The sequence below is a fragment of the Paraburkholderia acidisoli genome (genome assembly GCF_009789675.1).
GTDB lineage: Bacteria > Pseudomonadota > Gammaproteobacteria > Burkholderiales > Burkholderiaceae > Paraburkholderia > Paraburkholderia acidisoli.
In genome coordinates this window covers 634,960-659,470 of the sequence record NZ_CP046913.1, presented here as the reverse complement: position 1 = coordinate 659,470, position 24,511 = coordinate 634,960, and the positions used below count along the sequence as shown (strand labels likewise).

Below are 24,511 nucleotides of genomic sequence, written 5' to 3'. Positions count from 1 at the left end.
TCTCTCGCTGGTAGTCGTGCCGCTCGTTGCGGCTAATAGACGTGCTGGCCTCAGTAACCCACTGCGCGGCTGGCCGCCGCTGCCTGGGTCGTCGGCAAAATCAGGCTGATGACACGGCTCCATTTCACGAGAGAAGACGTATCGACGAACACGACGTCGTTGGGCTTCAGCTCGAACGAGTCGGCGGTCGCCATCGCGGAAGCATTGCTCGCGTCCAGATGGAACACGGTCGGCTTGGCCGTGTCCTGGCCGCGCACGACGTACACCTGCGAGGCGTCGCCCGACGCCTGGCTGATGCCGCCCGCGTTGCCGAGCGCCTGGTTGAGCGACATGCGGCCGTTGTTGAACATCACGCCGCCGGGGCGCTCCACTTCGCCCACCACGAATACCTTGCTGTCGGCCTGCGCGAACACGCGCACGAGATCGCCGTCGTGCAGGATGATGCGGTCGGGGTTGTAGCCCTTGCGGATCATCTCCGGCATGTCGATCACGACCGTCGAGTCGCCACGCGTGACCGCGACCTGCGAGCGGTCGGCCGTGCTCGTGAAGCCACCCGCGCGGTTGATCGCTTCCGGCAGCGTCATGGGGCGGTCGTTGAGCACTTCCACGCCCGGCGTCTTCACTTCGCCGTCCAGATACACGCGCTTGCTGCGATACGTCACGATGCGCACGGTCACCTGCGGCTGCCGCACGTACTTCGCGAGCTTGTCCGCCAGCACGTCGCGCACGCCCATCTCCGACATGCCTTCGACCTTCAACGGGCCGATATACGCGTACTGGATGAAGCCGTTGGTGTCGACGGTATAGCCCGAGGACACCGAGGTCGAACCCGACTGCTGGTCGGTCTGGGTCACGTTGCCCATGGACGGCATGTTGAGTTCGGGGTGATCCCACACCACGATGCTCAGAATGTCGCCCGGCCCGATCTGATACGGCGCCGGCGTGCCGAACAGCTTCTGGATCTGCGGCGAGATGCCCGTCGGGCGGTCCGCGCGCTCCTTCGCCACCAGTTCGCTCGTGATCTCCACGAGCTGGCCCGCACCGGCGCCATAGCCCTTGGCCGTGAGGCTGTCGGGCACGACCGCGCCCGAGGCGCCGTCCGCCGACGCGGCGGTGGTGGCGGCCGTGGCCGCGGCCGTCGCGTTGCCCTGCTGGGCGTTCTTGTCGCCGCCGGCGAACGACATGCCCGGCGCGAGCGCGCAACCGCTCAACGCCGCCACGGCAACGCAGGCGATGCCCGCCACCGCGCGGCGCCAGCCGCTCCACGCGCGCTCGCGCGCTCCCTGTGCCGGCGTCGCTTCGGTCAAGCCGCCGGCTCCGTTTTGCGAATTCGTTTCCATTGCCCTACCCCCATCCGGTTACATGCGTTCCAGGCCATTACGTGTGGCGCGGATACAAGGTCTGTCATATGCAGTGCAACCCCTGTCCCATCCTGTCAATACGCACCGCTGCCGCGAATCACCACGAAAAACGTCTTGAAGAGAATTCCCATGTCGCGCCGGAAGGTCCAGTTCATCACGTAAGTGACGTCGAGCAGGACGCGCGTCGCGTAGTCGATGTCGTTGCGCCCGCTCACCTGCCACAGGCCCGTGATGCCCGGCGTCGCCATCAGGTAGTACTTGCTGTCCTCGCCGTAGCGCTCCAGTTCCTTGTCGACGATGGGACGCGGGCCGACGAAGCTCATTTCGCCGCGCAGCACGTTCCAGATCTGCGGCAGTTCGTCGAGACTCGACTTGCGCAGGAAGCGGCCGATGCGCGTGATCCGCACGTCGTTCTTGAGCTTGAACTCGCGGTCCCACTCGGCGCGCGCTTCGGGGTCGCGGGCGAGCAGCTCGGCCAGCACCTGCTCCGAATTCACCACCATCGAGCGGAACTTCAGGCAGCGGAAAGTCTTGCCGTGCCGCCCCACGCGCTTGTGGCCGTAAAGGATCGGGCCGCCGTCACGGCGCACCATCAGCGCGACGCAGAGCAGCACCGGCGAAAGGATCACGAGCGCGCACACGGCGGCGACGATGTCGAAGCCGCGCTTGAGCGCATGACCGACCACCGCATTGCGCACGGCGCTGCGCGGCTCGACGTCGAGCGGCTCGCGATGCAGCCAGGCGCGCGTGAGACGCAGCACGCTGAACTCGGAGAAGAACAGCGTGTGCGAGCCCAGCAGCGAAATACCGGTGGTGAGCGTCCAGTAGATGAACCACGGCAGTTGCAGCAGATGGTCGTGGTGAATCGCGTAGAGCAGCACGAGGCCGCAAAGCTGCACGCAGAGCCAGGCCACGGCCGTGCGGCCGGCCACGCCGAACAGCGAGCGGTTCTTGCGCGAGCCATACGCGCCGAACGCGGGAAACACCGACAACGCCAGCGCGGCGCAAAACGCCACCAGCGTGGGATCGGGATGATGCGGCTGGCCGATCTGTGAATTCAGATTCAGGTGCACGGCGCAAATCGCGCCCAGCACGATCAGCGCGATGTCGGTGACACGCTGGATCAGCGCAGTATCGGTTGCACGCTGTGTTAACTCGGACATTTCCCTACCCCATTGCGTGTAGCGGTCGGCGATTTTCGTTTGATTGGCGAGGTGTGCTGCTGAGAGCGCAGGCGGCAATCGCGCGATCGCCGTCTGCGCCTCGAAACTCCACGTCGACAGATTACGAAGCGGGCGACAAAGGGTCCGTGCGCAATCCCACAAAGTTCTCGCGATCCCTGCCTCGCAACGCGTCATGCGTGCGATATCGATCGCGCCGTCGCGCGCAAAAACGCTGACGTCATGGGGGATTACGTCTTATGAACTGAAGGAAGGCGCCAATGTGCGGTGGCTCACGTGCGCAATGTAGTCGCGCGCACGCCGCCGATCTGTGGGTCGTCGCACACACGCCGCACGTCGTGGCACGTCAGAATTGCGCAGCATCGAGAGACGTTCCGCGACGCCGGGTTGGGCGAGGCAACCGGAACCGCTGGCCGCCCATGCGAGGAATGTGCTGTGGAATACGCTGTTGATCTCACCGGGAAGTGGAAGACGGCGCGCACGCAAACGCGCGCGCGGCAACGTACGACGAAGCGCGGGACGAAGCCGTCGATAGCCGCGCGGCTCGCGCTCGGCCTGTGCGCCGCCGCGCTCGCCACGGCCGCGCAAGCCGCGCAAGCCGCCGACGCCGTGCGCGCGATGCCCGCCGACGCCTTCATCGACACGCTCGCCGTCAACACGCACATCAACTATCTCGACGGCGCGTACGCGAATCTCCACAACGTCGCCGACGATCTCGCCTGGCTCGGCATTCATCACGTGCGCGAATTCACGCCCGGCAACGCCGCGCCGCTCTCGAGCTACGTATTTCTCGCGCAGCGCGGCATCAAGTTCAATCTGGTGATGCACCAGGACGTCGAGGCCGCGGTGAAGGAAGCCGCGCGGCTGGGCGCGGCCGCGCCGGGCAGCGTCGCGGCGCTCGAAGGCTACAACGAGATCGATCACTGGCCCGTCACCTATGGCGGTCAGACCGGCATGGCGGGCGGCCTCGCCTCGCAGCGCGCCGCCTTCACACAGGTGCGCGCGAGCCCGGCGCTCGCCGGCGTGGCCGTGTACGACCTCACGGGCTACGATCCGAAAACCATCGCCACACGCGCGGATTCCGCCGACTACGTGAATCTGCACGTGTATCCGCAGAACGGCGAGCAACCCACCTGGAACGCGAACGGCGACAAGTGGATGCCGCCCGCCATCGAAACGTTCAAGAAGTACGGCCTGCCCGCCGTGATCACCGAGTTCGGCTATTTCTCGCTGCCGCAGGCGGGCTGGTACATGCTCGGCGTGGACGAAGCCACCCAGGCCAAGGGCGTGCTCAACGGCTATATGGATGCCGCCGCCGCGGGCGTGAAGCGGACCTACGTCTACGAACTGCTCGACGAAAAGCCAGACCCGGAAGGCAAGAACAACGAGATGCACTACGGCATGTTCCGGATCGACAACAGCCCGAAGCGCGTCGCCCAGGCCATCCGCAATCTCACCTCGATCCTGAATGCGGGCGGCGCGGCGCCCGTGAATCGCGCGGCGCACGGCGCGCTCGGCTACACGCTCACCGATCTGCCGCCCTCGGCGAACCGTCTGCTGCTGCAGAAGAAGGACGGCCGCTTCGTGCTGGTGCTCTGGAACGAAACGCCGATCTGGAATCGCGAGAAAGGCACGCCGCTCGAAAGCGCGCCCGCGCCCGTGCAACTCGATTTCGGCGCGCTGGCGAGCCGCGTGGACATCTACGACCCGCTGGTCGCCGACACGCCGCGCGCGAGTCACCGCAACGTGCGCCAGCTCGAGGTGGCCATGCCCGACCATCCGCTGCTGATCGAGGTGACGCTCGCCGCCGCGCCGCGCGCCTGACCTGCCGCCTCGCCCCGCTCCGAACCCGCCACCGCGCCTTTGTATAATCCCGCATTCCCTCTTCTGGTCGCGGTCGCTCGTTCATGCTCAGTTTCGCACTCGGCTTTCTCGTCTCTTTGCTGGTCACGCTGCTGATCGTGCGTTACGCGCATCTGCATGAACGGTTTTCCGTCGACTCCGACCTCGAAGGCGTGCAGAAATTCCACGCGCGGCCCGTGCCGCGCATTGGCGGCACCGGCATTCTCGCCGGGCTGCTGGTGGGCGCGGTGCAGTTGCACGGCACCTATCCGGCCGTCTCGAACGGCATTCTCGGCATCGTGGCGTGCGGCATTCCGGCATTCGCCTCGGGCCTCGTGGAAGATCTGACGAAAAAGGTCTCGCCGCTCGCGCGCCTCGTCTGCACCATGGCGGCCGCCGCACTCGCTTACTTCATTCTGGGCATCGCGGTCACGCGCATCAGCGTGCCGGTGCTCGACGTGCTGCTCTCCTACGCCGTCGTCTCGTGCGTGATCACCGTGCTCGCGGTGGCGGCGCTCGCCAACGCGGTCAACATCATCGACGGCTTCAACGGCCTCGCCTCGATGGTCGCGCTCATGATGTTCGCCTCGCTCGCCTACGTGGCGTTCCAGGTGCACGACCCGGTCGTGCTCTCGGCGTCGTTCATCATGATGGGCGGCGTGCTCGGCTTTTTCCTCTGGAACTTCCCCGCCGGGTTGATCTTCCTCGGCGACGGCGGCGCGTACTTCATCGGCTTCATGCTGGCCGAACTGTCGATCCTGCTCGTCATGCGCAACCGCGACGTTTCCGCGTGGTATCCGGTGCTGCTGTTCATGTACCCGATCTTCGAAACCTGCTTCTCGATCTACCGGAAGAAGTTCGTGCGCGGCATGTCGCCCGGCATTCCCGACGGCGTCCACCTGCACATGCTCGTCTACAAGCGGCTGATGCGCTGGGCCGTGGGCGCGCGCACCGCCCGCGAACTCACGCGCCGCAATTCGCTCACTTCGCCGTATTTGTGGCTGCTGTGCCTGATCGCCGTGATTCCCGCCACGCTGTTCTGGCGCCACACGCTGCACCTGTTCTGCTTCGTGGTGGTGTTCGCGCTGACTTATGTGTGGCTCTACGTGAGCATCGTGCGGTTCCGCTCGCCGAAATGGCTCGTGGTGCGCAAGTCGCACCGGCGTAGCTGACGGCTTTTCTTGCAACGATCACGCCCGCTTCCTGACTTGCCACGAATCGAAAGCCATACGAAAGATCGGCGCGCTGCGCATACGACGTGCCCGCTCGCCTCGCAGTGCGGCTACACTGCGTATCGCGGTGCCGCATCGGCCCGCGTGCGATTGATCTTTTCGAATGAGGAAGCGTCGATATGAGCCGTTATCTTGCCATCGCATGTGCACTGTTCACCCTGTCGCTTGCCGCGTGCAACACCATCGCGGGCGCGGGCGAGGACATCTCGAAGGGCGGCAACGCCATTTCGAACACGGCTGAAAAAGCCAAGTAACACCCGCAATATGTAGCAACCGTAGCGACGATCAAAGCAAAGGGCGGCCTCGGCCGCCCTTTTTCATTGGCGCGCGCGTCGTCGGGAAGCGCGGCGCCGGTTTCATGCCGATGCCGGTTCGCCCACGGCTTTCAGCCGCGCCACTTCCGCCTCCAGTTCGCGAATGCGCGCGTCGCGCTCGTCCAGCGCCGCCTTCACGTCCGCCGCCTCGAAACGCTGCGGAATGTGCTGCGGGCAGTTCAGGTCCCACGCGTCCACGGTGAACACGATCGCCCGCTCGGCGCGCGCCTTGTAGCCTGGCGCCATCAGCCGGTCGATCAGTTCGGGATCGTCGTCGACAACGCGCGCGCGGCCCCAGATCTTCACGCGCCGGCGCCGCGCGTAATCGATCAGAAACAGCTGCGCGCGCGGGTTCTCGCTGAGATTGCCGAGCGTGATGTATTGCTGATTGCCGATGAAATCGGCGAACGCGATGGTGCGGTCGTCGAGCACGCGCAGGAAACCGGGCGCGCCGCCGCGATGCTGCACGTAGGGCTGGCCGTCGGCGCTCGCGGTGGCGAGAAATGCGCTGATCTGCGCTTCGACGAACGCCTCGATATCGGGTTCGAGCGCGACGCCCCAGCCATGCTCGCGCTCCACGCGCCCATACAGCTCGCGCGAACCGAAGCGCGTCTGCATCGCCTTCACGGCCGGCGAAAACGCGACATCGCTGGGATAGCGGCGGGTGGGCCAGTCAGGGGACGAGTTCATGGCGAGCTCCGTGAAAAGGCGGGGAGCTTCCAGATTAGGCTTTCCGCAGGAAAAGAGAATTGCCCGAATGCGGGAATCATCCTCCCGAAAAACGGGAAGCACGGCGAATGCGCCAGGCGCGGCACATGCGGACTCGGCCCCAACGCGCCACCGTGCCGGTCTGCGTGCAAGCTCGAGTGCAAGCCGAAGTGCAGGAAGGAGTGCAGGAAGGAATGCAAGCGGGAATGCAAAACGGGGCGCAAATCCGCGCGCGAACCGCGCCGGCACGTTCGCGCGCCGCGCGCCGCGATCGCGCTACCCTTGGGGCTCACGCCGCGTGGCGCGAGTCCATTCGATCCCGGGAGGAACCATGTCGAAAACGATCTGGATTGTCGTCGCCAATCGCGTGACCGCGCGCATCTTCGCCGCCGAAAGCCCGCTGGGCGCCATCGACGAGATCGAAACGCTGCTGCATCCGCAGGGCCGCGTGCCCGACGAGGACCTCGTCACCGACAAACCGGGACGCACCTACGACCGCGTGGGCCCCGGCCGCAGCGCATCCGATCCCGACACCACGCAGCACGAGCACGAAGCCACCGTATTCGCGGGCGAAATCGCGCAGATGCTCACGAAGTCGCGCAACGAGCAGCGCTACGGCACGCTCGTGCTCGCCGCGCCGCCCGCATTTCTGGGCGCGCTGCGCAAGGCCATCGACGCGCAAACGCGCAGCCTCGTCACGCTCGAACTCGACAAGGACCTCGCGCAGTTCGACGCCCGCGCGCTGCGTGCGCATCTGCCCGAGCGGCTCGTGCGCGCCGAGGCCTGACGCGCCGCGCGGGCGCGGCCACGCGCGGTTGCGTTGCGCGCCGCACGCCGCACAGTCGTCGCCCATTCATCGCACGCCGCGCCCTAGCCCGCCAGGTGCGCGACACAGGCGCGGATAAAGCCGATCGCGTTCTCGCCCGCGAGCATGCCGAGCAGGCCGACGAGCGCGATCGTCGGCGGCGCGGGCGAGCGCACCTGCACGAGGTGATAGATCAGCCCGACCAGCGCGCCCACCGCGAACGACACCAGATACGCCTTCATCGTTTGTCTCCTCGCTCGTCCGCTTATTCCATGTCGATGACGACGCGCCCGCGCGTGCCCGCCGCGACCGCCTCGTAGGCTTCGCGCGCGTGCGCCAGCGGATAGTGCTCCGCCACGACCGGCGCCTCGAAACGTCCCGCGTCGAAGGCCTCGGCGATCGCGCGCATCAGCGGCGCCGACTCGGCCACGCCGAGCTTCGCGCTGTCCGCGCCGAGCAGCTGCGTTTCGTTGTGATAGAAGTCGATGAGGTCGAACTCCACGCGGCGCTTGCCCGTGGCGCTGATCTCCACCACGCGGCCGCGCCGTTTGACCAGCGAGAGCGCGAGTTCGAACGCCACGCCGCCCACGGCGTCGTAGACCACGTCCACGCCCGCGCCTGCGGTGAGTTCGCGCACGCGCGCGGCGGTGTGCTCGTCCATCGGCACGAAAGCGTCGATCAGGCGCGCGGCCGGCGAGCCTTCTGCGGGTGCGTCGCGGCCCACGCCAATCACGCGCGCGCCGCGCGCCTTCGCGATCTGCGTGACGGCGCCGCCCACGCCACCCGAAACGCCGATCACGGCGATCGTTTCGCCCTCGCTCAGGCGCGCGTAGTCGACGGTGCCGAGCCACGCCACCACGAAGTTCACGCCGATCGACGCGGCCTGCGCGTGCGTGAGCGCGGCGGGCTTGCGTGCAAGCGCGGCCACCGGCACTTCGAGGTATTCGGCGTGCGTGCCGTCGCGCGTGAAGCCGATGTCGCCGCCCGTGCCCCAGACTTCGGCGCCCAGCCATTCGGCCGGACCCGCCGCGACGACGCCGCTGAAGTCGCGGCCCGGCACGCGCGGCGGCACGGTGTGATCGAAATGGCCCGAAACGTTTTTCACGTCGCTGGGGTTCACCGAGGCGCTCACGACCTTCACGAGCGCATGGCCTTCCGCCGGAACGGGCGTGGGCAGGTCGAGATACTGGAGAACCTCGGGTTTGCCGAAGGACTGGAACTGGATGGCTTTCATGCTGGACTCCGTCAGTGTCGGGGAAACATGAACGCAGTCTAGATTGCCGACGTTCCGGCGAGTGGACAGATGCTTTCGAATATCGGACAACCGCAGCCCCAAAAACGCAACCCGCCGGTGCGCGGCGGGTTGTGTTTTTTGCAGGCGGGGAACGGGCTTACAGCGCGTTCAACGGAATCTTCAGATAGCGCACGCCGTTGCTTTCCGGCTCGGGGAAATGCCCCGCGCGAATATTGAGCTGGATCGACGGCAGGATCAGGTTGGGCATGGAGAGCGTGCGGTCGCGCGTGGTGCGCATCGCCACGAATTCGCCCTCGCTCACGCCTTCGTGCAGATGGATGTTGCCGTGGCGCTGCTCGTCCACCGTGGTTTCGAAGCGCGGCGCGCGCGACTCGGGCGGATAGTCGTGGCACACGAACAGGCGCGTCTCGCCCGGCAATTCGAGCAACCGATGCACCGAGCGATACAGCGTGTGCGCGTCGCCGCCCGGAAAGTCGCAGCGCGCCGAGCCCACGTCGGGCATGAACAACGTGTCGCCGACGAACACCGCGTCGCCAATCTGGTACGCGAGGTCGGCGGGCGTGTGGCCCGGCACGTGCAGCGCGCGCGCCTGCAACTCGCCCACGGCGAAGGTCTCGCCGTCGGCGAACAGATGGTCGAACTGGCTGCCGTCCACGGCCAGCGCGGCGCCGAGATTGAACACGTCGCGAAACACGCCCTGCACCGTGCGGATGTGCTCGCCAATAGCGATCGTGCCGCCCAGTTCCGCCTTCAGATACGGCGCCGCCGAAAGATGGTCGGCGTGCGCATGTGTCTCTAGCAGCCATTGCACGGACAAGGCATGCTCGCGCACGAACGCGATCACGCGATCGGCGGAACCGGTGGTGGTGCGGCCGGCCTTGTGGTCGTAGTCGAGCACCGGGTCGACGATCGCGCAGGCCGAGCCGCGCCCCGCGTGAACGACGTACGTGACGGTGAAGGTCGCCGGGTCGAAGAACGGCTCGACGAAGGGGTTGCGGGCGGTTGAGTGCATGGCTGCTGCTTATCAGTAAGAACGACGCAGTGAGAACAACACAGTAACAACGCCGAAAGCGACGTTATATTGAATCACATTTTATGAATAGATATAATGTTTCAACCAACTATTTCGCATCGTTTGCGCGACATATGAACTCACCGCTCACCCCTGAATCGCTTTCGGCGCTGCGCGAATCGGCCGAAAAGTGCTGCGCGCTGCTCAAGGCGCTCGCGCACGAAGACCGCCTGCTGCTGCTCTGCCAGCTCGTCGAGGGCGAGCGCAACGTGGGCGAACTGGAGGCGCTCGTGGGCGTGCATCAGCCGAGTCTGTCGCAGCATCTGGGCGTGCTGCGCGAGGAAGGTCTCGTCGAAACGCGCCGCGAGGGCAAGTACATCTATTACCGCCTCGCGAGCATCGAAGTCATTCAGGTCATGCAGACGCTGTCGAGCCTCTATTGCGGCCGCCTCAAGGCTCAACCGGCAGAAGCAGCTCAAGCGGCACCGGCCACGCAGGCGCCCCAGGCCTGACGCGTCCCACCCTGCTCAATTTTCTTTTCGGGAGTGTTCGAGTCGATGCAACACCAGCAGAACCAGCAAGCGTGGGACGTCGTCGTGATCGGCGGCGGCACGGCCGGCATTGCGGTCACGTCGAGTCTTCTGCGCCGCGCGCCGGGGCTGAAGATCGCCATTGTCGAGCCCAGCGAACATCACGACTATCAGCCCGCGTGGACGCTCGTGGGCGGCGGCGCGTTCGACGTGAAGAAAACGCGCCGGCCGATGGCGAGCGTGATGCCCGCGGGCGCGAAGTGGATTCGCGCGGCGGCGGTACGCGTCGAGACCGCGGAAAACGTCGTGGTACTGGCCAACGGCGAGCGCGTCGCGTATCGCCAGCTCGTGGTCGCGCCGGGGTTGCGGCTCGCGTGGGAGCGCATCGCGGGTCTGGCCGAAACGCTCGGGCAGAACGGCGTGACCTCGAATTATCGCTACGATCTCGCGCCGTACACGTGGCAGCTCGTGCAGCAAACGAAGCGCGGCACCGCGCTCTTCACGCAGCCCGCCATGCCGATCAAATGCGCGGGCGCGCCGCAAAAAGCCATGTATCTCGCGTGCGATCACTGGCTGCGCGCGGGCGTGCTCAAGGACATCGAGGTCGAATTCAACTTGCAGGGCGCGGCGCTGTTCGGCGTGGCGACCTTCGTGCCGCCGCTCATGGCCTACGTCGAGCGCTATAAAGCGAAGCTCGCGTTCACGTCGAATCTCGTCGCCGTGGACGGTCCCGCGAAGCTCGCCACGTTCGAGGTGAAAGACGCGGCGGGCAACGTCGCGCGCGTGCAGAAGCGCTTCGACATGCTGCACGCGGTGCCGCCGCAAGTGGCCCCCGGCTTCATCGCCGAAAGCGGGCTCGCCGACGCCGCGGGCTGGTGCGAAGTCGATCACGCGACGCTCCAGCACACGCGTCACGCCAACGTGTTCTCGCTCGGCGACGTGTGCTCGGCGCCCAACGCCAAGACCGGCGCGGCGGCGCGCAAGCAGGCCGTGATCGTCGCCGAAAACCTGCTGGCCGCGCGCCAGGGCGCAGCGCTCGCGTATCGCTACGACGGCTATGGCTCGTGTCCGCTCACGGTGGAAAAAGGCAAGGTGGTGCTCGCGGAATTCGGCTACGGCGGCAAGCTGCTGCCCACCTTCCCGCTCGATCCCACGCAACCGCGCCGCCTCATGTGGTTCCTGAAAGCCACGGTGCTGCCGAGCTTTTACTGGTGGGGCATGCTCAAGGGCCGCGAGTGGCTCACGCGGGCCTCGCGCGGCTGAGCGTGCCGGCGCGTGCCTGCGCGGGTGAGTTACGTCGATGCGTGGCGCGGTTCGCTGCACGGTGAGTCGCGCCGCCGACCGCGTTAGCCGCGTGGTGAATCGCGCGCTGAATCGCGCCGCTCGATCGCCCGCTGGATTCCGCCGATAAACCGGCGCTTCAGCCTTCGAAGTCGAGCCCGCCGAGCAGCACTTCGGGCTCGGCTTGCGTGCGCGAGGCAAAGTCCACGGGCCGCGCCGTTTCCCATGCGGCAATCTTGCGTTCGAGCGCGTCGAGGTAATGCACGAAGCGCGCTTCGCCGTCCGGCTCCAGCAAACGTTCGATTTCGTCGACGTCCCACGTGAGCGCGACGTTGAGCGCGTACGCATAAGGATGGCGCGGGCTCTCGGGCGCGGCGCGGATCAGCACGCGCGTGGGATGGCCGCGGCCTTCGCAAGGCACGACTTCCACGCGCACGTTCGCGCCGAACTGGCGCGCGAGCGTCGCGGCAATGCGCGGCGCGAAACTTTCCTCGAAGCGATGAACGGCGTCGGTACTCATGCGCTGGGCGCTCCACGATCGGTGGCGCTGGCTGGCGCCAGCGTCGATTGCCTAAGCGCGCATCCTACCGCGCAGCAGGCCGATGAGCCAACGAATGTCGGAGCTTGCCGATAACAGCGGCTCGTCGGCGGTCAGGCATCCGGTCACTCGCCGTGCGCCGCTTGCCGTGCGCCACTCGCCACGCACCACTCGCCACGCACCACTCGCCGTGCGCCACTCGCCGTGCACCTCTCGTCACGCACCACTAGCCGCGCACCACTAGCCGTGCGCCACTCGCCGCTCCCGGGCCGCCACGACGCTGCGCACGCCTTCGAGCGAATACAGCGCGAGCGCGATCCAGATCGCGCCATAGCCGATCGCGCGCACCGCGCCGAACGGCTCGCCGTAGATCACCACCCCGGTGAGCAGTTGCAGCGTGGGCGTCACGTACTGGATCAGCCCCAGCATCGACAAGGGAATGCGCCGCGCGGCCGCGCCGAACAGCAGCAGCGGAATGGCCGTGACCGGCCCGGACAGCACGAGCAGCACTTGCAGGCCGGTCGGCGCCTGCGAGAAGTGGCTCTGGCCCAGGAGCGCGTCGATCGACAGATACACGACCGCCACCGGAAACAGCAGCAGCGTCTCGAGCGTGAGCCCTTCGAGCGCGCCCAACTGCGCGGTCTTGCGCATCAGCCCGTAACCGCCGAAGGTCGCCGCGAGCGCGAGGCTGATCCACGGCGGCGCGCCGTTCTGCCACGTGAGCCACGCCACCGCCCCCGCCGCGATCGCCACGGCCAGCCACTGGAGCGGGCGCAACCGCTCGCCGAGAAACGCATAGCCGAACAGCACGTTGATGAGCGGCGTGATGAAGTAGCCGAGACTCGCCTCGACGATATGCCCCGCGTTCACGGCCCAGATATAGATGCCCCAGTTGCCCGAAAGCAGCGCCGCGCTGCCGATGAAGCGCAGCACCACCCGCCGGTCGCGCAACGTGGCGGCGAGCCAGCGCCAGTGCCGGCGCGCGATCAGCACCGCGACCACGAACAGCAGCGACCACGCCATGCGGTGCGCGAGCATTTCGAGCGCGGGAATCTGGTGGAGCGTCTTGAAGTAGACCGGAAACAGGCCCCAGAGAACGAAGGCCGTGAAAGCGTAGAGAATGCCGGGATTCATGTCGGGTTGGGGTGATGGGCGGCCCGCACCCTGCGTTGGGCCGCCGGTTTTGCGACAATAGCGGATTTTCGCCGCCAGCCAGGGCCGTTGTCCAGCCTGACGCGACGCTTACGGCGCGCGGGTTCGCACTTCACCCGCCGCGCATCGTTCGCGGGCCGACGGCGAGAGCGCTGGCCGCTCGAACACCCGATTTCGTCGATTGCGCTCGATTCCGGTCGATTGCGCTTGCTTGCGCTTGCTTGCGCTTGATTGCACTCGATTCCCGCTTGACCCCGTCACCTGGCACGCGATGTCCCTACCCCATATCGATTGGCTTTACTCCGTCTCCGGCCTGTTCGTCGGCTTTCTGGTCGGCTTGACCGGCGTGGGCGGCGGCTCGCTGATGACGCCGATCCTCGTGCTGGTGTTCAACGTGCATCCGGCCACGGCCGTGGGCACCGACCTGCTCTACGCGGCCGCGACCAAGTCGGCGGGCACGCTCGTGCACGGTCTCAAGGGTTCGGTGGACTGGCGCGTGACGCTGCGCCTCGCGACGGGCAGCGTGCCGGCCGCGACCGTCACGCTGATCCTGCTGCATCGCTACGGCATGGACACGCCGCGCGCGGGGCACCTGATCCAGGCGGTGCTCGGCATCGCGCTGCTGATCACGGCCGTCGCGCTGATGTTCCGGCCGCAACTCGCGGCCTTCGCCTCGCGGCATCGGCATGAAACCGGTGAAGCGCGCACGCTGTTCTTCACCATCCTCACGGGCGCGATTCTGGGCGTGCTGGTGTCGCTCACCTCGGTGGGCGCGGGCGCCATCGGCGTGACGGTGCTGCTGCTGCTCTATCCCGCGCTGCCCACGGTGCGCATCGTCGGTTCGGACGTCGCGCACGCCGTGCCCCTCACCCTGCTCGCGGGCGCGGGCCACTGGCTGCTCGGTTCGATCGACTGGCACATGCTGCTGTCGCTGCTGTGCGGCTCGCTGCCCGGCATCGCGATCGGCAGCATGCTGTCCTCACGCGCGCCCGAACGGCTGCTGCGCGTGTTGCTCGCCGCGACGCTCACGCTCGTGGGCGCGCGGCTCGTGATCGCCTGAGTATCGATACACGTCGCCAGGCTGCGGCTCGACGATCGATTCGCGATCCTTCACGTCGCCAGGCGTGGATATCCGTCGATATCCGTCGATGCCGAATCGATTCGCGCCGAGGAACGTCGATTTGCATCGACAGGCACCGTGGCGCGCGAATCCGCATCGATCCCGCATCGACGAAAAAATCACACGCTCGGCGCCTGACGAAAGAATTTGCCGTTGAGGTCGACTTCGAACTGCCGCAGCCACTGGCCGCGCGGATCGATGCGATACGCCTGCGCCCATTGTCCGCGCCGCACGATGAGAAACTCGCCGTGCTCGGGGTCGTTGGGATCGGGTTCGCCGGTGACGTCGAAGTGGATCGGGGCAAAGCCGTGACGCGCGCAGGCAAGCTCGAACGCGGCACGATCGACGAGAGGCAAGTCGGTATAGGTATGGATGGTCATGGCGTTTTCCTGCAAGCGGGCCATTGGAGCCTACGTGTGTCTGACAGACGCACGTGCAACATCCACGGTACACCCCTTACGAGGCAAAAACTGTGTGTCACGCCACATCTCTTCGCGGCGTGAGCCTGCGGGAAAACGTATGAGGCTCGCGGCAAACCGGGCAATCGCCCGCGCAGCAGGACTTCGCGGCCGATGCGCCAAAACCCCGTGCGCGCAAGACAATGCGCGGCGCCCTTGAAGCGACGAAAAAAAGCCCCGGACGCGCCGGGGCTTTTTCTTTACGGCGTGTGCTGCAAGCGCATAAAACCGCCGCCGCAACCGCGCCGTGCCACTTATTGCTGCATGACCGTCAGCTTGTTGCTGACCGACTTCACGCCCGCCACGCCTCGCGCGACCGAGCCGGCCTTGTCGATCTGACCCTGATCCGGCACCGTGCCGCTCAGCGTGACCGCGCCGGCGCGCGAACGCACCGTGATGTTCGACACGTCGACGCCTTGCGTCTTCGACAGCGCCTTGCGGACCGTGTAGCCGAGCTTGCGGTCGGCCTTTTTCGCGGTGGGCGCCGGCTTGGCCGATGCCGTGGCGGCGGGTGCGCTCGCCGAGTTGTCTTGCGCGTAGGCCGCGCCGCCTGCCACCGTCAGGGCGAGTGCCAAGCCCAGCGTCTTGAGAATAGCGACCGATTTCATATGTTCTCCTTGTTTCTTCGCGTTGTTGCCTTGATAGGACCGCCTTTCCTGCTGCCAGGCGGCGCGAGGGCCGCATGTCAGTCGGGATCTGACGGTTTCGTTACGACTACCGATGGCGGTCGCGCCCAACGCGCCATGCGCGCGCGGACAGCGCTGCCAGGGTCTGGACACGCCTATGCGAGAGGCAAGGATGAGGGACGCGCGTTTGTTGCGTCCCGGCAGGTCTTGAGCCTGCTTGCGAACTGCTTTGATGCTGGTTTTGCTCGTGGTGCTCTTTGTGCTTGCGGTGCTCGTTGCCCACACCGCCGCACTGGTCAGACTATTCACACGCCGATGTCCTGCGCGAGCACCGTCCCGGTGCACCACCGGCGCGGGCCGGATCGCGGCTGAAGCTCAATGCCGATACGGCTCGCCGGGCGTTCCGGCGAACGTCAATTTAGCCTGGCTTCCGGACAAGCGCAAAGAGTTTAGCGCAGGCGCGCCACGCATGCGCTTAAGGCGGGAAGCGCGGGAAAACGCCGCGCGGATGAGCGGCAAGCGGCGGACAAGCGGCGCGCAACCCGGGCGAACCCCGCGCCGCCGCGGCGCCGAATCTCATGTACCATCGGCGCTCTATGTCCCGCGCAGGCGCAGGCCACCGACCGATGCGTCTTCAGCAAGTGCCGAAGTCGAGCGGCGGGGCAAGCGGCATGCGTCCACCCAGGAACCTTCGAGGCCCGCTTTACCCCGATGAAGTCCCCGACCGGCCGCAAACCTCCTCCCCGTCTCGTCGCGCGTTTCGTGGCGATTTCGTGGCGTGACCTGGCGGTCTCGTTCGGCCCGATCCTGCTCGTGAGCGTCGCCGCCATCTGGCTCGCCGTGCGCCTGATCCAGCCCGCGCCGCCCAACACGCTCACCATGAGCGCGGGCCCCAAGGGCAGTACGTTCTGGAACGCCGCGCAGAAGTACAAGGGCATCCTCGCGCGCAACAACATCACGCTCGTCGTGCTCGAGTCCGAAGGCTCGGCGCAGAACCTCGAACGGCTCTCCGATCCGTCCGCCCATGTGGATGTCGCGTTCGTGCAGGACGGGCTCGCCAGCAAGGTGCCGGACGGGCTCGTTTCGCTCGGCAGCGTCTCGTACGTGCCGCTCGCGGTCTTCTATCACAACCCCGTCGCGCTCACGCGGCTCTCGCAGTTCGAAGGCATGCGGCTCGCCATCGGCGCGGAGGGCAGCGGTACGCGCGCGCTCGCGCTCGCCTTGCTGAAGTCGAACGGCATCGAGCCGGGCGGCGCGACCAAACTGCTGCCGCTGTCCGGCGACGACGCCGCGCGCGCGCTCGTGGCCGGCAAGATCGACGCGGCGTTTCTCGCGGGCGACTCCGCGCAGCCGCCCGTGATGGGCCGCCTGCTGCGCATGCCCGGCGTGCGCTTCTTCGACTTCACCCAGGCCGACGCCTACGCGCGCCGCTTCCCGTATCTCACGGCCATCACCATGCCGATGGGCGCGTTCGACCTCGGCCGCAACCTGCCCGCCACGCCGCTGCACATCATCGCGCCCACGGCCGAGCTGGTCGCGCGCGACTCGCTGCATCCCGCGCTCTCCGACCTGCTGATCGAAGCAGCGAAGGAAGTGCACGGCCGCTCGTCGCTGTTGCAGCACGCGGGCGAATTCCCGGCGCCGCGCGCGCAGGACTTCCCCATCAGCGACGACGCCGCGCGCTACTACAAGTCGGGCAAGAGCTTTCTCTACCGCATCCTGCCGTTCTGGCTCGCGAGTCTCGCCGACCGCCTGATCGTGCTGATCGTGCCGATCGTCGTGGTGCTGATTCCGGGCTTGCGTCTCGTGCCTGCGCTCTACGCCTGGCGGGTAAAATCGCGCATCTACCGCTGGTACGGCGCGCTCATCGGCATCGAGCGCGGCGTGATGGCCGATACCTCGCCCGACGAACGGCGCGCGCTCGTGCGCAAGCTCGACTCGATCGAGGAATCGGTGAACGGCATGAAGATGCCGCTCGCCTACGCGGACCAGTTTTACGTGTTGCGCGAACATATCGGCTTCGTGCGCGCGCGGCTCGCGGCGGTGCGCGAAGCGGGCGACGAGACGAAGGACGAGGCGAAGCAGGAAGCGAAGCAGAAAGCGAAAGACGAAGCGCGCGACGATCGGCAGAACGAGCCGAACGCGGCCGCCAGCAGCGACACCCCGCAGCCGGAACGACCGGACGGGCGCACGCGCTGACGCCGCATGAAGTAGCACAAGCGAAGCACAAGAATCTTGAACCGATGACGGGCCGCTCGAAGAACGGCCCGCATGATGCGTAAAAAAGCGGAGGAAACCATGATCGACGGCATCGACGCCAACCAGCCCGCCTGGTTCTACGACTTCGTGTCGCCGTTCTCGTATCTGTTGCTCGAACAGCACGAGAAGTGGCCCGGTTTCGACTTCGTGCCCACGCCCGTCCAGCTCACGGAACTGTATCGCTATTGGGGTCAGCCGCTCGGCGCGGCGGTGCCGGCCAAGCGCATCTTCACGTACCGGCACGCGCTGTTCCGCGCCGAACAACTGGGCATTCCGTTCAAGATGCCGCCCGCGCATCCGTTCGATTCGATCAAGCCGATGCTGCTCGCCATCGCGGCGGGCGGCGAATTCGCCTGCGTGCGCGAGATCTTCCGCTTCATCTGGCGCGAAGGCCGCGACCCGTCGAGCGAGGAAGGCTTCGAGCAGTTGTGCGAGCGCGTGGGCATCGCGCACGGCGAATCGATCATCGAAGAAGAGAGCGTGCGCGCGCAACTGCGCCGCAATACCAACGACGCGATCGCGATGGGCGTGTTCGGCGTGCCCACGTTCTGGATGAACAAGCAGCTGTTCTGGGGCGAGGACGCGCTGCCGATGCTGCTCTACTGCGCACGCAGTCCGAACTGGTTCGAGTCGCGCGAAGTCAAGCGCATCAGCACGCTGCCTTCGGGCATTCTCAAGACCGTGGAAGACTGAGCGCGCCGCCTCGCGAGTTGCCGAGGCACGCGCACGACGCCGTGCGTTATACGCGCCGGGCATATCGACCTGATGCTCGCCATAGCGCGCGGGCTATGGCGGCGGCGCGCGTGGCGGCTTATGGTTACGGCTGAGCGCGTGCGCGCCAGCCTGCCACGCCCCCACGACCGCCCCGCCCCATGGACGACGATTCCGCCCTCACACTCGACATCTGGCTCGTGCGCGTGCTGCGCACGCTGCTGGTCGAGCGCAGCGTGACGCAAGCCGCGCTGCGCCTGAACCAGACGCAGCCGGCCATCAGCACCGCGCTGCGGCGGCTGCGCGAGATACTCGGCGACCCCATCCTCGTACGCGGCAAGGCGGGCATGGTGCCCACCGAATACGGCGAGTCGCTGCTGCAATACGCGCAACGCGTGCTGCGCGACGTCGATTTCGTGGCCACGCCGCACGGCGACTTCGATCCCGAGCGCTCGAAGCGCACCTTCCGGCTCGCCGCGCCCGACTATCTCAACGACTTCTTCATGCCCACGCTGATCGCGCGCTTTCGCGAAGCGGCGCCCGCGGCACGGCTCGAAATTCTTTCGCTTTCGCCCACGCTCGACCATCACGGCGCGCTCGACGCGGGCGAACTCGACCTCGTGATCGGCAACTGGCCGAAACCCGATGCGCGTTTCGCCCGCAGCGACCTGTTCTCCGACAAGATCGTCTGCATGATGCGCGCCGACCATCCGCTCGCGCGCCGCGAACTCACGCGTGAGGCGTATCTCGCCGCGCCGCATCTCGCGCCCACGCCGTACACGGGCGCGCGGGCAAGCGCGATCGATCTGGGGTTCGCGAAGGCGGGCGCCGAGCGCCGTATCGTCGCCACGCTGCCCTACTTCGGGCTGGTGCCGCAGGTGCTGCTGCAATCGGATCTGCTGTTCACGACCACGCGGCGGTTCGCGCAGCACTACGCGAAACTGCTGCCGATTGCCGTGGTCGACACGCCCATCGCGTTTCCGCGCATTCGCTGCTATCAGATGTGGCATCCGCAGCCGGACCGCCCCGGCGACGTGGCGTGGCTGCGTGCGTTGATCGATGAGGTCTCGGGGATGTTGACGGAACGCGGCGCGAAAAGCGCGCGCCCGAAGTCGCGCACGCACGAAGCGTTGCCGGTCGACGCGGCTTGAACGCGGGTTGAACGTGACCCGCGGCCTGGCGCCACGGGGGAATGGATCCGCAAGAAACGGCTAGCCGCGCGCCTGTGCGGCCGATACCGTCTGAAACACCGACGACTATCGGAGTCCGGCCATGCTGCCCCTGCTCTCTTTGCACGACCTCGCGACCTCGCGCGGCGACGGCTTGCGTCCCGAACTTTTGGCGCTGTTCAGGCGCCACGCGCTGGCGAGCGCGGGCCTGAGCGCACAACTGGAAACGCAGGTGTGCGAAGCCTCGCCGCCGGAACATCGTCAGGCGGAAAAAGACGAGGCGAACGCGCCACCGCGCTAGCGCGGCGCCCCCGCATTACGCTCTTGCGTGTTGCCGATCCATCGCGACATCGGCAGCCATCTCCGTCGCGACCGGCGCCGTCATGCGCAGCGGTATGCGCATCTGCATCAACTGCGCGGCCACGGCCACCGCAATCGCCGAAGGCGCCTTGTCGACAATGCCCGTCACGCCGATCGGACACGTCATCTCGTCCATGCGCTCCGCGTCGAAGCCGCGCTCGATCAGCCGCCGCTCGAACTTCACGCGCTTGGTCTTCGAGCCGATCAAGCCGAACCACGCGAAATCGCGCCGCCGCATGATGCGCTCGGTCAGCTCGAAATCGAGCGCGTGATTGTGCGTCATGACGATGAAGTAGGCGCCGGGCGGCGCCTCGTCGACGATCGAGGCGGGCGTGTCGGTGGCTTCGACCTGCACGTTGGCGGGCACTTCGTCGGGGAACAGTTCGTCGCGCTCGTCCACCCATTGCACCACGCACGGCAGCATGCCGAGCAGCGTCACGAGCGCGTGGCCCACGTGGCCCGCGCCGAACAGCACGACGTGCATCGGCCCGTATTGCGGCACCGGCGTGCTGCGCCGGCCGATCACGACGCGGCCACGCTCGTCGACCCGCATGCAATGATTCGGATTGCTCATCATGTCGGGTTCCTCGCTCAGCCGCGTGCCATCGCTTGCACCGCGCGCACGCCCTTGAGGATTTCCTCGGCGGTGGCGGGCGCGTTCATCGGCGGATTGAAGCGGTAGTCGGCCACGCTCGCCACCGCGTCGCGAATCGCGAAGAACACGGAGAACGGCAGCAGCAGCGGCGGCTCGCCCACGGCTTTCGAGCGATGGATGCTGTCCTCGGCGTTGCGGTTCTTGAACAGCTTCACGTTGAACTCGGCGGGCGTGTCGTTCACGGTGGGGATCTTGTACGTGGAAGGCGCGTGCGTCATGAGCTTGCCGTCCGGCTTCCACCACAATTCTTCAGTGGTGAGCCAGCCCATGCCCTGGATGAAGCCGCCTTCGACCTGCCCCACGTCGAGCGCCGGATTCAGCGAGGCACCCACGTCGTGCAGCGCGTCGGCGCGCAGCACGCGCATTTCGCCCGTGAGCGTGTCGATCACCACTTCCGAAACCGCCGCGCCATACGAGTAGTAATAGAACGGCCGGCCGCGCAGCGTCGCCTGATCCCAGTAAAGCTTGGGCGTGGCATAGAAGCCGTCGGACCACAGCTGCACGCGCGCGAGATACGCCTTCGACACGAGCGTTTCGAACGGCACCACGGTTTCGCCTACGACCACGCTCTCGTTCTCGAAGCGCACGTCGGCGGCGCTCACTTCGCCCTTGCCATACGTGGTCGCGGCGAGCGCGGCGAGGCGTTCGCGCAGCTGGCGCGCGGCGTCCTGCGCGGCCTTGCCGTTCAGGTCGCTGCCCGTGGAAGCGGCCGTGGCCGAGGTGTTCGCCACCTTGCTCGTGTCGGTCGCGGTCACGCGCACACGGGCGAATTCGATGCCCAGTTCGTGCGCCACCACCTGCGCGACCTTGGTGTTGAGGCCCTGCCCCATCTCCGTGCCGCCGTGGTTCACGAGCACGGAACCATCGGTATAAATGTGCACGAGCGCGCCGGCCTGATTGAAGTGCGTGACGTTGAACGCAATGCCGAACTTCACCGGCGTGATCGCAATGCCTTTCTTGAGCACGGCGTTGTTCGCGTTGAATTCGCGGATCGCGGCGCGGCGCGCGCGGTAGCCGCTCGTCTCCACGAGTTCGTCCATCAACTCGTGGATCACGTTGTCTTCGATCACCTGACCGTACGGCGTTTCGTTGTTCTGCGTCTTGCCGTAGAGATTGCGGCGGCGCACATCCAGCGAATCGAGGCCGAGCGAGCGCGCCACGTCGTCCATGATGTATTCGATCGCGAATGCGCCTTGCGGGCCGCCAAAGCCGCGAAACGCCGTGTTCGACTGCGTGTTGGTCTTGCCGCAGAAACCGGCGATCGACACGTCGGGCAGCCAGTACGCGTTGTCGAAGTGGCAAACGGCGCGCGTCATCACCGGGCCCGACAGGTCGGCGGAAAACCCGCAGCGCGAGGTCATGTCGACACTCACGCCTTCGATCGTGCCGGCGTCGTCGTAACCCACTTCGTACGTGTAGTGGAAGTCGTGGCGCTTGCCCGTGATCATCATGTCGTCGTCGCGGTCGGGGCGCAGCTTCACGGGGCACAGCAGCTTCCACGCGGCGAGCGCCGCGCAGCACGCGAAGATGCCCGACTGCGATTCCTTGCCGCCGAAGCCGCCGCCCATGCGCCGGCACTCCACGAGCACGTTGTGCGAATGCACGCCCAGCACGTGCGCCACGAGATGCTGCATTTCGCTCGGGTGCTGCGTGGAGCACCACACATGCATGCCGTCGTCGTCTTTCGGCACGGCATAGGCGATCTGCCCTTCCAGGTAGAACTGCTCCTGACCGCCCAGCAGCATTTCGCCTTCGTGGCGATGCGGCGCGCGCGCGGCGCGCGTGGACGCTTCGCCGCGCGCGAGCTTCATCGGCGGCAACACGGATTGGTTGGCGGCGCGCGCCTGCTGCGCCGTGAGCACCGCGGGCAATTCTTCGTACTGCACCTCGGCGCGGCGCGCGGCGAGGCGCGCCGTATCGTGCGAGGTGGCCACGACGATGAACATCGGCTGGCCGACGAACTGCACGACGCCGTCGGCGAGCACGGGATCGTCGTGGAGGATCGGGCCGCAGTCGTTCACGCCGGGAATGTCCTCGGCGGTGAGCACGGCCACGACGCCGGGCGTCGCGCGCACCTTGGCGAGATCCATCGCGACAATGCGCGCATGCGGCTTCTGCGAGAGCCCGAGCGCGGCGTGCAGCGTGCCCGCGACCACGGGAATGTCGTCGGTATAAGTGGCGCGTCCGCTCACGTGCAGATGCGCGGATTCATGCGGCCGCGAGACGTGCACCTGCGCGAACGGCTCATGCGTGGTGACGGCTTCTTCGCGTGCCTTGGCTTCGTCCAGGAACGGTTCGGCTTGCTGGTTCATGGTTCGTTCTCCGTATCTTTTTCGCTTCGTTCTCGTTACGCGCTCAGGCGCTTTCCGCCACCACGGCGCGCACGTTCAGCGCCTGTGGCGCGAGCGGATTCTGCGCGCGCGTTTCGAGCCAGAAGCGATACAGCGTGTTCTTCGCCGCTTCGAGCCGGTAGTCGCTCGTCGCGCGCATGTCCGAGAGCGGCGCGTAGTCCTGGCCGAGCGCGATCATCGCGGCCTGCGCCGTGGCTTCGTGCCACTGCGCGCCGGCGAGCACGGCTTCGGTTTTCTCCGCGCGTTTGGGCGTGGCCGCCATGCCGCCGAACGCGATGCGCGGCTCGCGGATCACGTCGCCGTCGGCGAGATACGAGAACGCGGCGCACACGGCGGAAATGTCGGAGTCGAAGCGCTTCGAGATCTTGTAAGTGCGAAAGCGCAGGTTCGCGCGCGCACCGCTGCGTGTGGGCACCTTGAGCGCGAGCACGAACTCGTGTTCGGCCATGTCCTTCTTCTGGTACGCGAGATAGAGATCTTCGAGCGGCAGTTCGCGCGTGACGTCGCCGCCGCGCAGCACCACGCGCGCGCCGAGCGCGATCAGCCCCGGCATCGAGTCGCCGATGGGCGAACCGTTCGCCACGTTGCCGCCGAGCGTGCCCGCGTTGCGGATCGGCAGCGAGGCGAAGCGCTGCCACATCTCTTCGAGTTCGGGATAATGCTTCGCGAGTTCGGCATAGGCGCGCTCGACGCTCACGGCCGCGCCGATCTCGATGAACGCGTCGCTCACCTCGATCTTGCGCATGGCCTCGATCTGGCCGACATAGACGATGTCGCCCAGCTCGCGCATCTGCTTCGTGACCCACAGCCCGATGTCGGTGCTGCCCGCGAGGATGCGCGTGGCCGGGCGCGCGGCCTTGAGCGCGGCGAGCGCGTCGACGGTGCGCGGCGCGTCGTACTGCTGGCCTTTGTGCTCGTAATGGAAGGTGTCGGCGCGCTCGAGCGTGGCGAGCGTTTGCGCGACGGCCTCGGCGTTCACGGGCCGTTTGGGCGCGTCGGTCTTGAACATCTGCTCGGCGGCGTCGAGGATCGGCCGATACCCCGTGCAGCGGCACAGATTGCCCGTGAGCGCGTTGGCGATCTCGTCGCGCGAGGGCGTGGAGCAGGCGCTCTTGCCCCCGCACGCGTGCCCGCCTTGACCTGCTTGCCCCGCTTGCTCGTGCCCGTGCTTCTCGTAGAGCGCCCACATCGACATGACGAAGCCCGGTGTGCAAAAGCCGCACTGCGAGCCGTGGCAATCCACCATGGCCTGTTGCACCGGGTGCAGCGAGCCGTCGGGCTGGCGCAGGTCTTCTACGGTGAAGAGCGCCTTGCCGTCGAGCGTCGGCAGAAACTGGATGCACGCGTTGACGGCCTTGAAGCTCATGCCGCCCGCGGCGTCGCGCTCGCCGACCACGACCGTGCACGCGCCGCAGTCGCCTTCGGCGCAGCCTTCCTTGGTGCCGGTGCAGTGCGCGTCTTCGCGCAGATACTGAAGGACAGTGCGGGTCACGCCCGCGCCGCTGACTTCGCGAACGGCGTTGCGGTGATAAAAGCGGATCGGCTGGCTCATGTTCTCTGGCTCATCGTTGATGCAGTGGACGATTCGAAA

The 24,511-nt window shown here is 66.8% G+C and carries 24 protein-coding genes; 11 read left to right on the top strand and 13 right to left on the bottom strand.

Going from position 1 to position 24,511, the window contains the following annotated elements:
* Window positions 1-50 precede the first annotated feature (50 nt).
* Together FAZ98_RS02865 and FAZ98_RS02860 are read right to left on the bottom strand one after the other, a co-directional pair.
* Window positions 51-1,307: a polysaccharide biosynthesis/export family protein gene (locus FAZ98_RS02865; protein WP_233272646.1), complete on the bottom strand. Its 1,257-nt coding sequence runs from the start codon at window positions 1,305-1,307 to the stop codon at window positions 51-53.
* Window positions 1,308-1,435: 128 nt separating this feature from the next.
* Window positions 1,436-2,524 (bottom strand): sugar transferase, encoded by a 1,089-nt coding sequence (locus FAZ98_RS02860; RefSeq protein ID WP_158948596.1) that lies wholly within the window; start codon window positions 2,522-2,524, stop codon window positions 1,436-1,438.
* Window positions 2,525-2,977: 453 nt separating this feature from the next.
* Here FAZ98_RS02860 and FAZ98_RS02855 point away from each other — a divergent pair, with 453 nt between their 5' ends.
* The 3 genes from FAZ98_RS02855 to FAZ98_RS02845 all read left to right on the top strand — a co-directional run bounded on the left by FAZ98_RS02855 (window position 2,978) and on the right by FAZ98_RS02845 (window position 5,870).
* Complete coding sequence (locus tag FAZ98_RS02855) at window positions 2,978-4,366, top strand: calcium-binding protein (protein ID WP_233272645.1); 1,389 nt, start codon at window positions 2,978-2,980, stop codon at window positions 4,364-4,366.
* 83 nt (window positions 4,367-4,449) lie between these two features.
* Window positions 4,450-5,556 carry an MraY family glycosyltransferase gene (locus tag FAZ98_RS02850; protein ID WP_158948594.1) on the top strand — a complete coding sequence of 369 codons (1,107 nt, stop codon included), beginning with the start codon at window positions 4,450-4,452 and terminating at the stop codon, window positions 5,554-5,556.
* A 179-nt stretch (window positions 5,557-5,735) separates the two neighbouring features.
* Window positions 5,736-5,870 carry an entericidin A/B family lipoprotein gene (locus FAZ98_RS02845; protein ID WP_158948592.1) on the top strand — a complete coding sequence of 45 codons (135 nt, stop codon included), beginning with the start codon at window positions 5,736-5,738 and terminating at the stop codon, window positions 5,868-5,870.
* 102 nt (window positions 5,871-5,972) lie between these two features.
* On the opposite strand, the gene FAZ98_RS02840 is transcribed toward FAZ98_RS02845, so the two are convergent.
* Window positions 5,973-6,620, bottom strand: coding sequence for a pyridoxamine 5'-phosphate oxidase family protein (locus FAZ98_RS02840; RefSeq protein WP_158948590.1), 648 nt, complete (start codon window positions 6,618-6,620; stop codon window positions 5,973-5,975).
* 349 nt (window positions 6,621-6,969) lie between these two features.
* Between FAZ98_RS02840 and FAZ98_RS02835 the strand changes: the two genes are divergently transcribed.
* Window positions 6,970-7,425: a host attachment protein gene (locus tag FAZ98_RS02835; protein WP_158948588.1), complete on the top strand. Its 456-nt coding sequence runs from the start codon at window positions 6,970-6,972 to the stop codon at window positions 7,423-7,425.
* A gap of 83 nt (window positions 7,426-7,508) precedes the next feature.
* On the opposite strand, the gene FAZ98_RS02830 is transcribed toward FAZ98_RS02835, so the two are convergent.
* The 3 genes from FAZ98_RS02830 to FAZ98_RS02820 all read right to left on the bottom strand — a co-directional run bounded on the left by FAZ98_RS02830 (window position 7,509) and on the right by FAZ98_RS02820 (window position 9,710).
* Window positions 7,509-7,685 (bottom strand): DUF1427 family protein, encoded by a 177-nt coding sequence (locus FAZ98_RS02830; protein WP_158948586.1) that lies wholly within the window; start codon window positions 7,683-7,685, stop codon window positions 7,509-7,511.
* A 23-nt stretch (window positions 7,686-7,708) separates the two neighbouring features.
* Window positions 7,709-8,677, bottom strand: coding sequence for a quinone oxidoreductase family protein (locus FAZ98_RS02825; RefSeq protein ID WP_158948584.1), 969 nt, complete (start codon window positions 8,675-8,677; stop codon window positions 7,709-7,711).
* A 157-nt stretch (window positions 8,678-8,834) separates the two neighbouring features.
* Window positions 8,835-9,710: an MBL fold metallo-hydrolase gene (locus FAZ98_RS02820; protein ID WP_158948582.1), complete on the bottom strand. Its 876-nt coding sequence runs from the start codon at window positions 9,708-9,710 to the stop codon at window positions 8,835-8,837.
* 134 nt (window positions 9,711-9,844) lie between these two features.
* Between FAZ98_RS02820 and FAZ98_RS02815 the strand changes: the two genes are divergently transcribed.
* Complete coding sequence (locus tag FAZ98_RS02815; protein WP_158948580.1) at window positions 9,845-10,222, top strand: ArsR/SmtB family transcription factor; 378 nt, start codon at window positions 9,845-9,847, stop codon at window positions 10,220-10,222.
* A gap of 45 nt (window positions 10,223-10,267) precedes the next feature.
* Window positions 10,268-11,503, top strand: coding sequence for an NAD(P)/FAD-dependent oxidoreductase (locus tag FAZ98_RS02810; RefSeq protein WP_158948578.1), 1,236 nt, complete (start codon window positions 10,268-10,270; stop codon window positions 11,501-11,503).
* Window positions 11,504-11,660: 157 nt separating this feature from the next.
* On the opposite strand, the gene FAZ98_RS02805 is transcribed toward FAZ98_RS02810, so the two are convergent.
* The gene (locus tag FAZ98_RS02805) at window positions 11,661-12,041 is read right to left on the bottom strand and encodes a DUF5594 family protein (RefSeq protein WP_158948576.1); all 381 of its coding nucleotides are present in this window, start codon (window positions 12,039-12,041) and stop codon (window positions 11,661-11,663) included.
* Between the two features lie 258 nt (window positions 12,042-12,299).
* Window positions 12,300-13,193, bottom strand: a complete 894-nt coding sequence (gene rarD / locus FAZ98_RS02800; RefSeq protein WP_158948574.1) for an EamA family transporter RarD — start codon at window positions 13,191-13,193, stop codon at window positions 12,300-12,302.
* 289 nt (window positions 13,194-13,482) lie between these two features.
* Here rarD and FAZ98_RS02795 point away from each other — a divergent pair, with 289 nt between their 5' ends.
* Window positions 13,483-14,271 carry a sulfite exporter TauE/SafE family protein gene (locus FAZ98_RS02795; RefSeq protein WP_158948572.1) on the top strand — a complete coding sequence of 263 codons (789 nt, stop codon included), beginning with the start codon at window positions 13,483-13,485 and terminating at the stop codon, window positions 14,269-14,271.
* 179 nt (window positions 14,272-14,450) lie between these two features.
* Here FAZ98_RS02795 and FAZ98_RS02790 read toward each other — a convergent pair whose 3' ends face one another.
* Together FAZ98_RS02790 and FAZ98_RS02785 are read right to left on the bottom strand one after the other, a co-directional pair.
* Window positions 14,451-14,711, bottom strand: coding sequence for a hypothetical protein (locus FAZ98_RS02790; RefSeq protein WP_158948570.1), 261 nt, complete (start codon window positions 14,709-14,711; stop codon window positions 14,451-14,453).
* A gap of 332 nt (window positions 14,712-15,043) precedes the next feature.
* Window positions 15,044-15,397 (bottom strand): BON domain-containing protein, encoded by a 354-nt coding sequence (locus FAZ98_RS02785; RefSeq protein ID WP_158948568.1) that lies wholly within the window; start codon window positions 15,395-15,397, stop codon window positions 15,044-15,046.
* Window positions 15,398-16,126: 729 nt separating this feature from the next.
* Here FAZ98_RS02785 and FAZ98_RS02780 point away from each other — a divergent pair.
* From FAZ98_RS02780 to FAZ98_RS02765, 4 genes are all read left to right on the top strand, one after another.
* On the top strand, window positions 16,127-17,614 hold the full coding sequence (locus FAZ98_RS02780) for a TAXI family TRAP transporter solute-binding subunit (protein ID WP_158948566.1): 1,488 nt from the start codon (window positions 16,127-16,129) through the stop codon (window positions 17,612-17,614).
* Between the two features lie 99 nt (window positions 17,615-17,713).
* Window positions 17,714-18,367 (top strand): 2-hydroxychromene-2-carboxylate isomerase, encoded by a 654-nt coding sequence (locus tag FAZ98_RS02775; RefSeq protein WP_158951840.1) that lies wholly within the window; start codon window positions 17,714-17,716, stop codon window positions 18,365-18,367.
* A 179-nt stretch (window positions 18,368-18,546) separates the two neighbouring features.
* The gene (locus FAZ98_RS02770; RefSeq protein WP_158948564.1) at window positions 18,547-19,536 is read left to right on the top strand and encodes a LysR substrate-binding domain-containing protein; all 990 of its coding nucleotides are present in this window, start codon (window positions 18,547-18,549) and stop codon (window positions 19,534-19,536) included.
* 121 nt (window positions 19,537-19,657) lie between these two features.
* On the top strand, window positions 19,658-19,855 hold the full coding sequence (locus FAZ98_RS02765; protein ID WP_158948562.1) for a hypothetical protein: 198 nt from the start codon (window positions 19,658-19,660) through the stop codon (window positions 19,853-19,855).
* 15 nt (window positions 19,856-19,870) lie between these two features.
* Here FAZ98_RS02765 and xdhC read toward each other — a convergent pair whose 3' ends face one another.
* From xdhC to xdhA, 3 genes are read right to left on the bottom strand one after another with little or no spacing between them, the layout of a single operon-like run.
* Entirely contained in the window at window positions 19,871-20,488 is a 618-nt protein-coding gene (xdhC, locus tag FAZ98_RS02760) for a xanthine dehydrogenase accessory protein XdhC (RefSeq protein WP_407672047.1), read from the bottom strand.
* Between the two features lie 17 nt (window positions 20,489-20,505).
* Window positions 20,506-22,881, bottom strand: a complete 2,376-nt coding sequence (gene xdhB / locus FAZ98_RS02755; protein WP_158948560.1) for a xanthine dehydrogenase molybdopterin binding subunit — start codon at window positions 22,879-22,881, stop codon at window positions 20,506-20,508.
* 43 nt (window positions 22,882-22,924) lie between these two features.
* Window positions 22,925-24,472 carry a xanthine dehydrogenase small subunit gene (gene xdhA / locus FAZ98_RS02750; RefSeq protein ID WP_158948558.1) on the bottom strand — a complete coding sequence of 516 codons (1,548 nt, stop codon included), beginning with the start codon at window positions 24,470-24,472 and terminating at the stop codon, window positions 22,925-22,927.
* Between the last annotated feature and the right edge of the window lie 39 nt (window positions 24,473-24,511).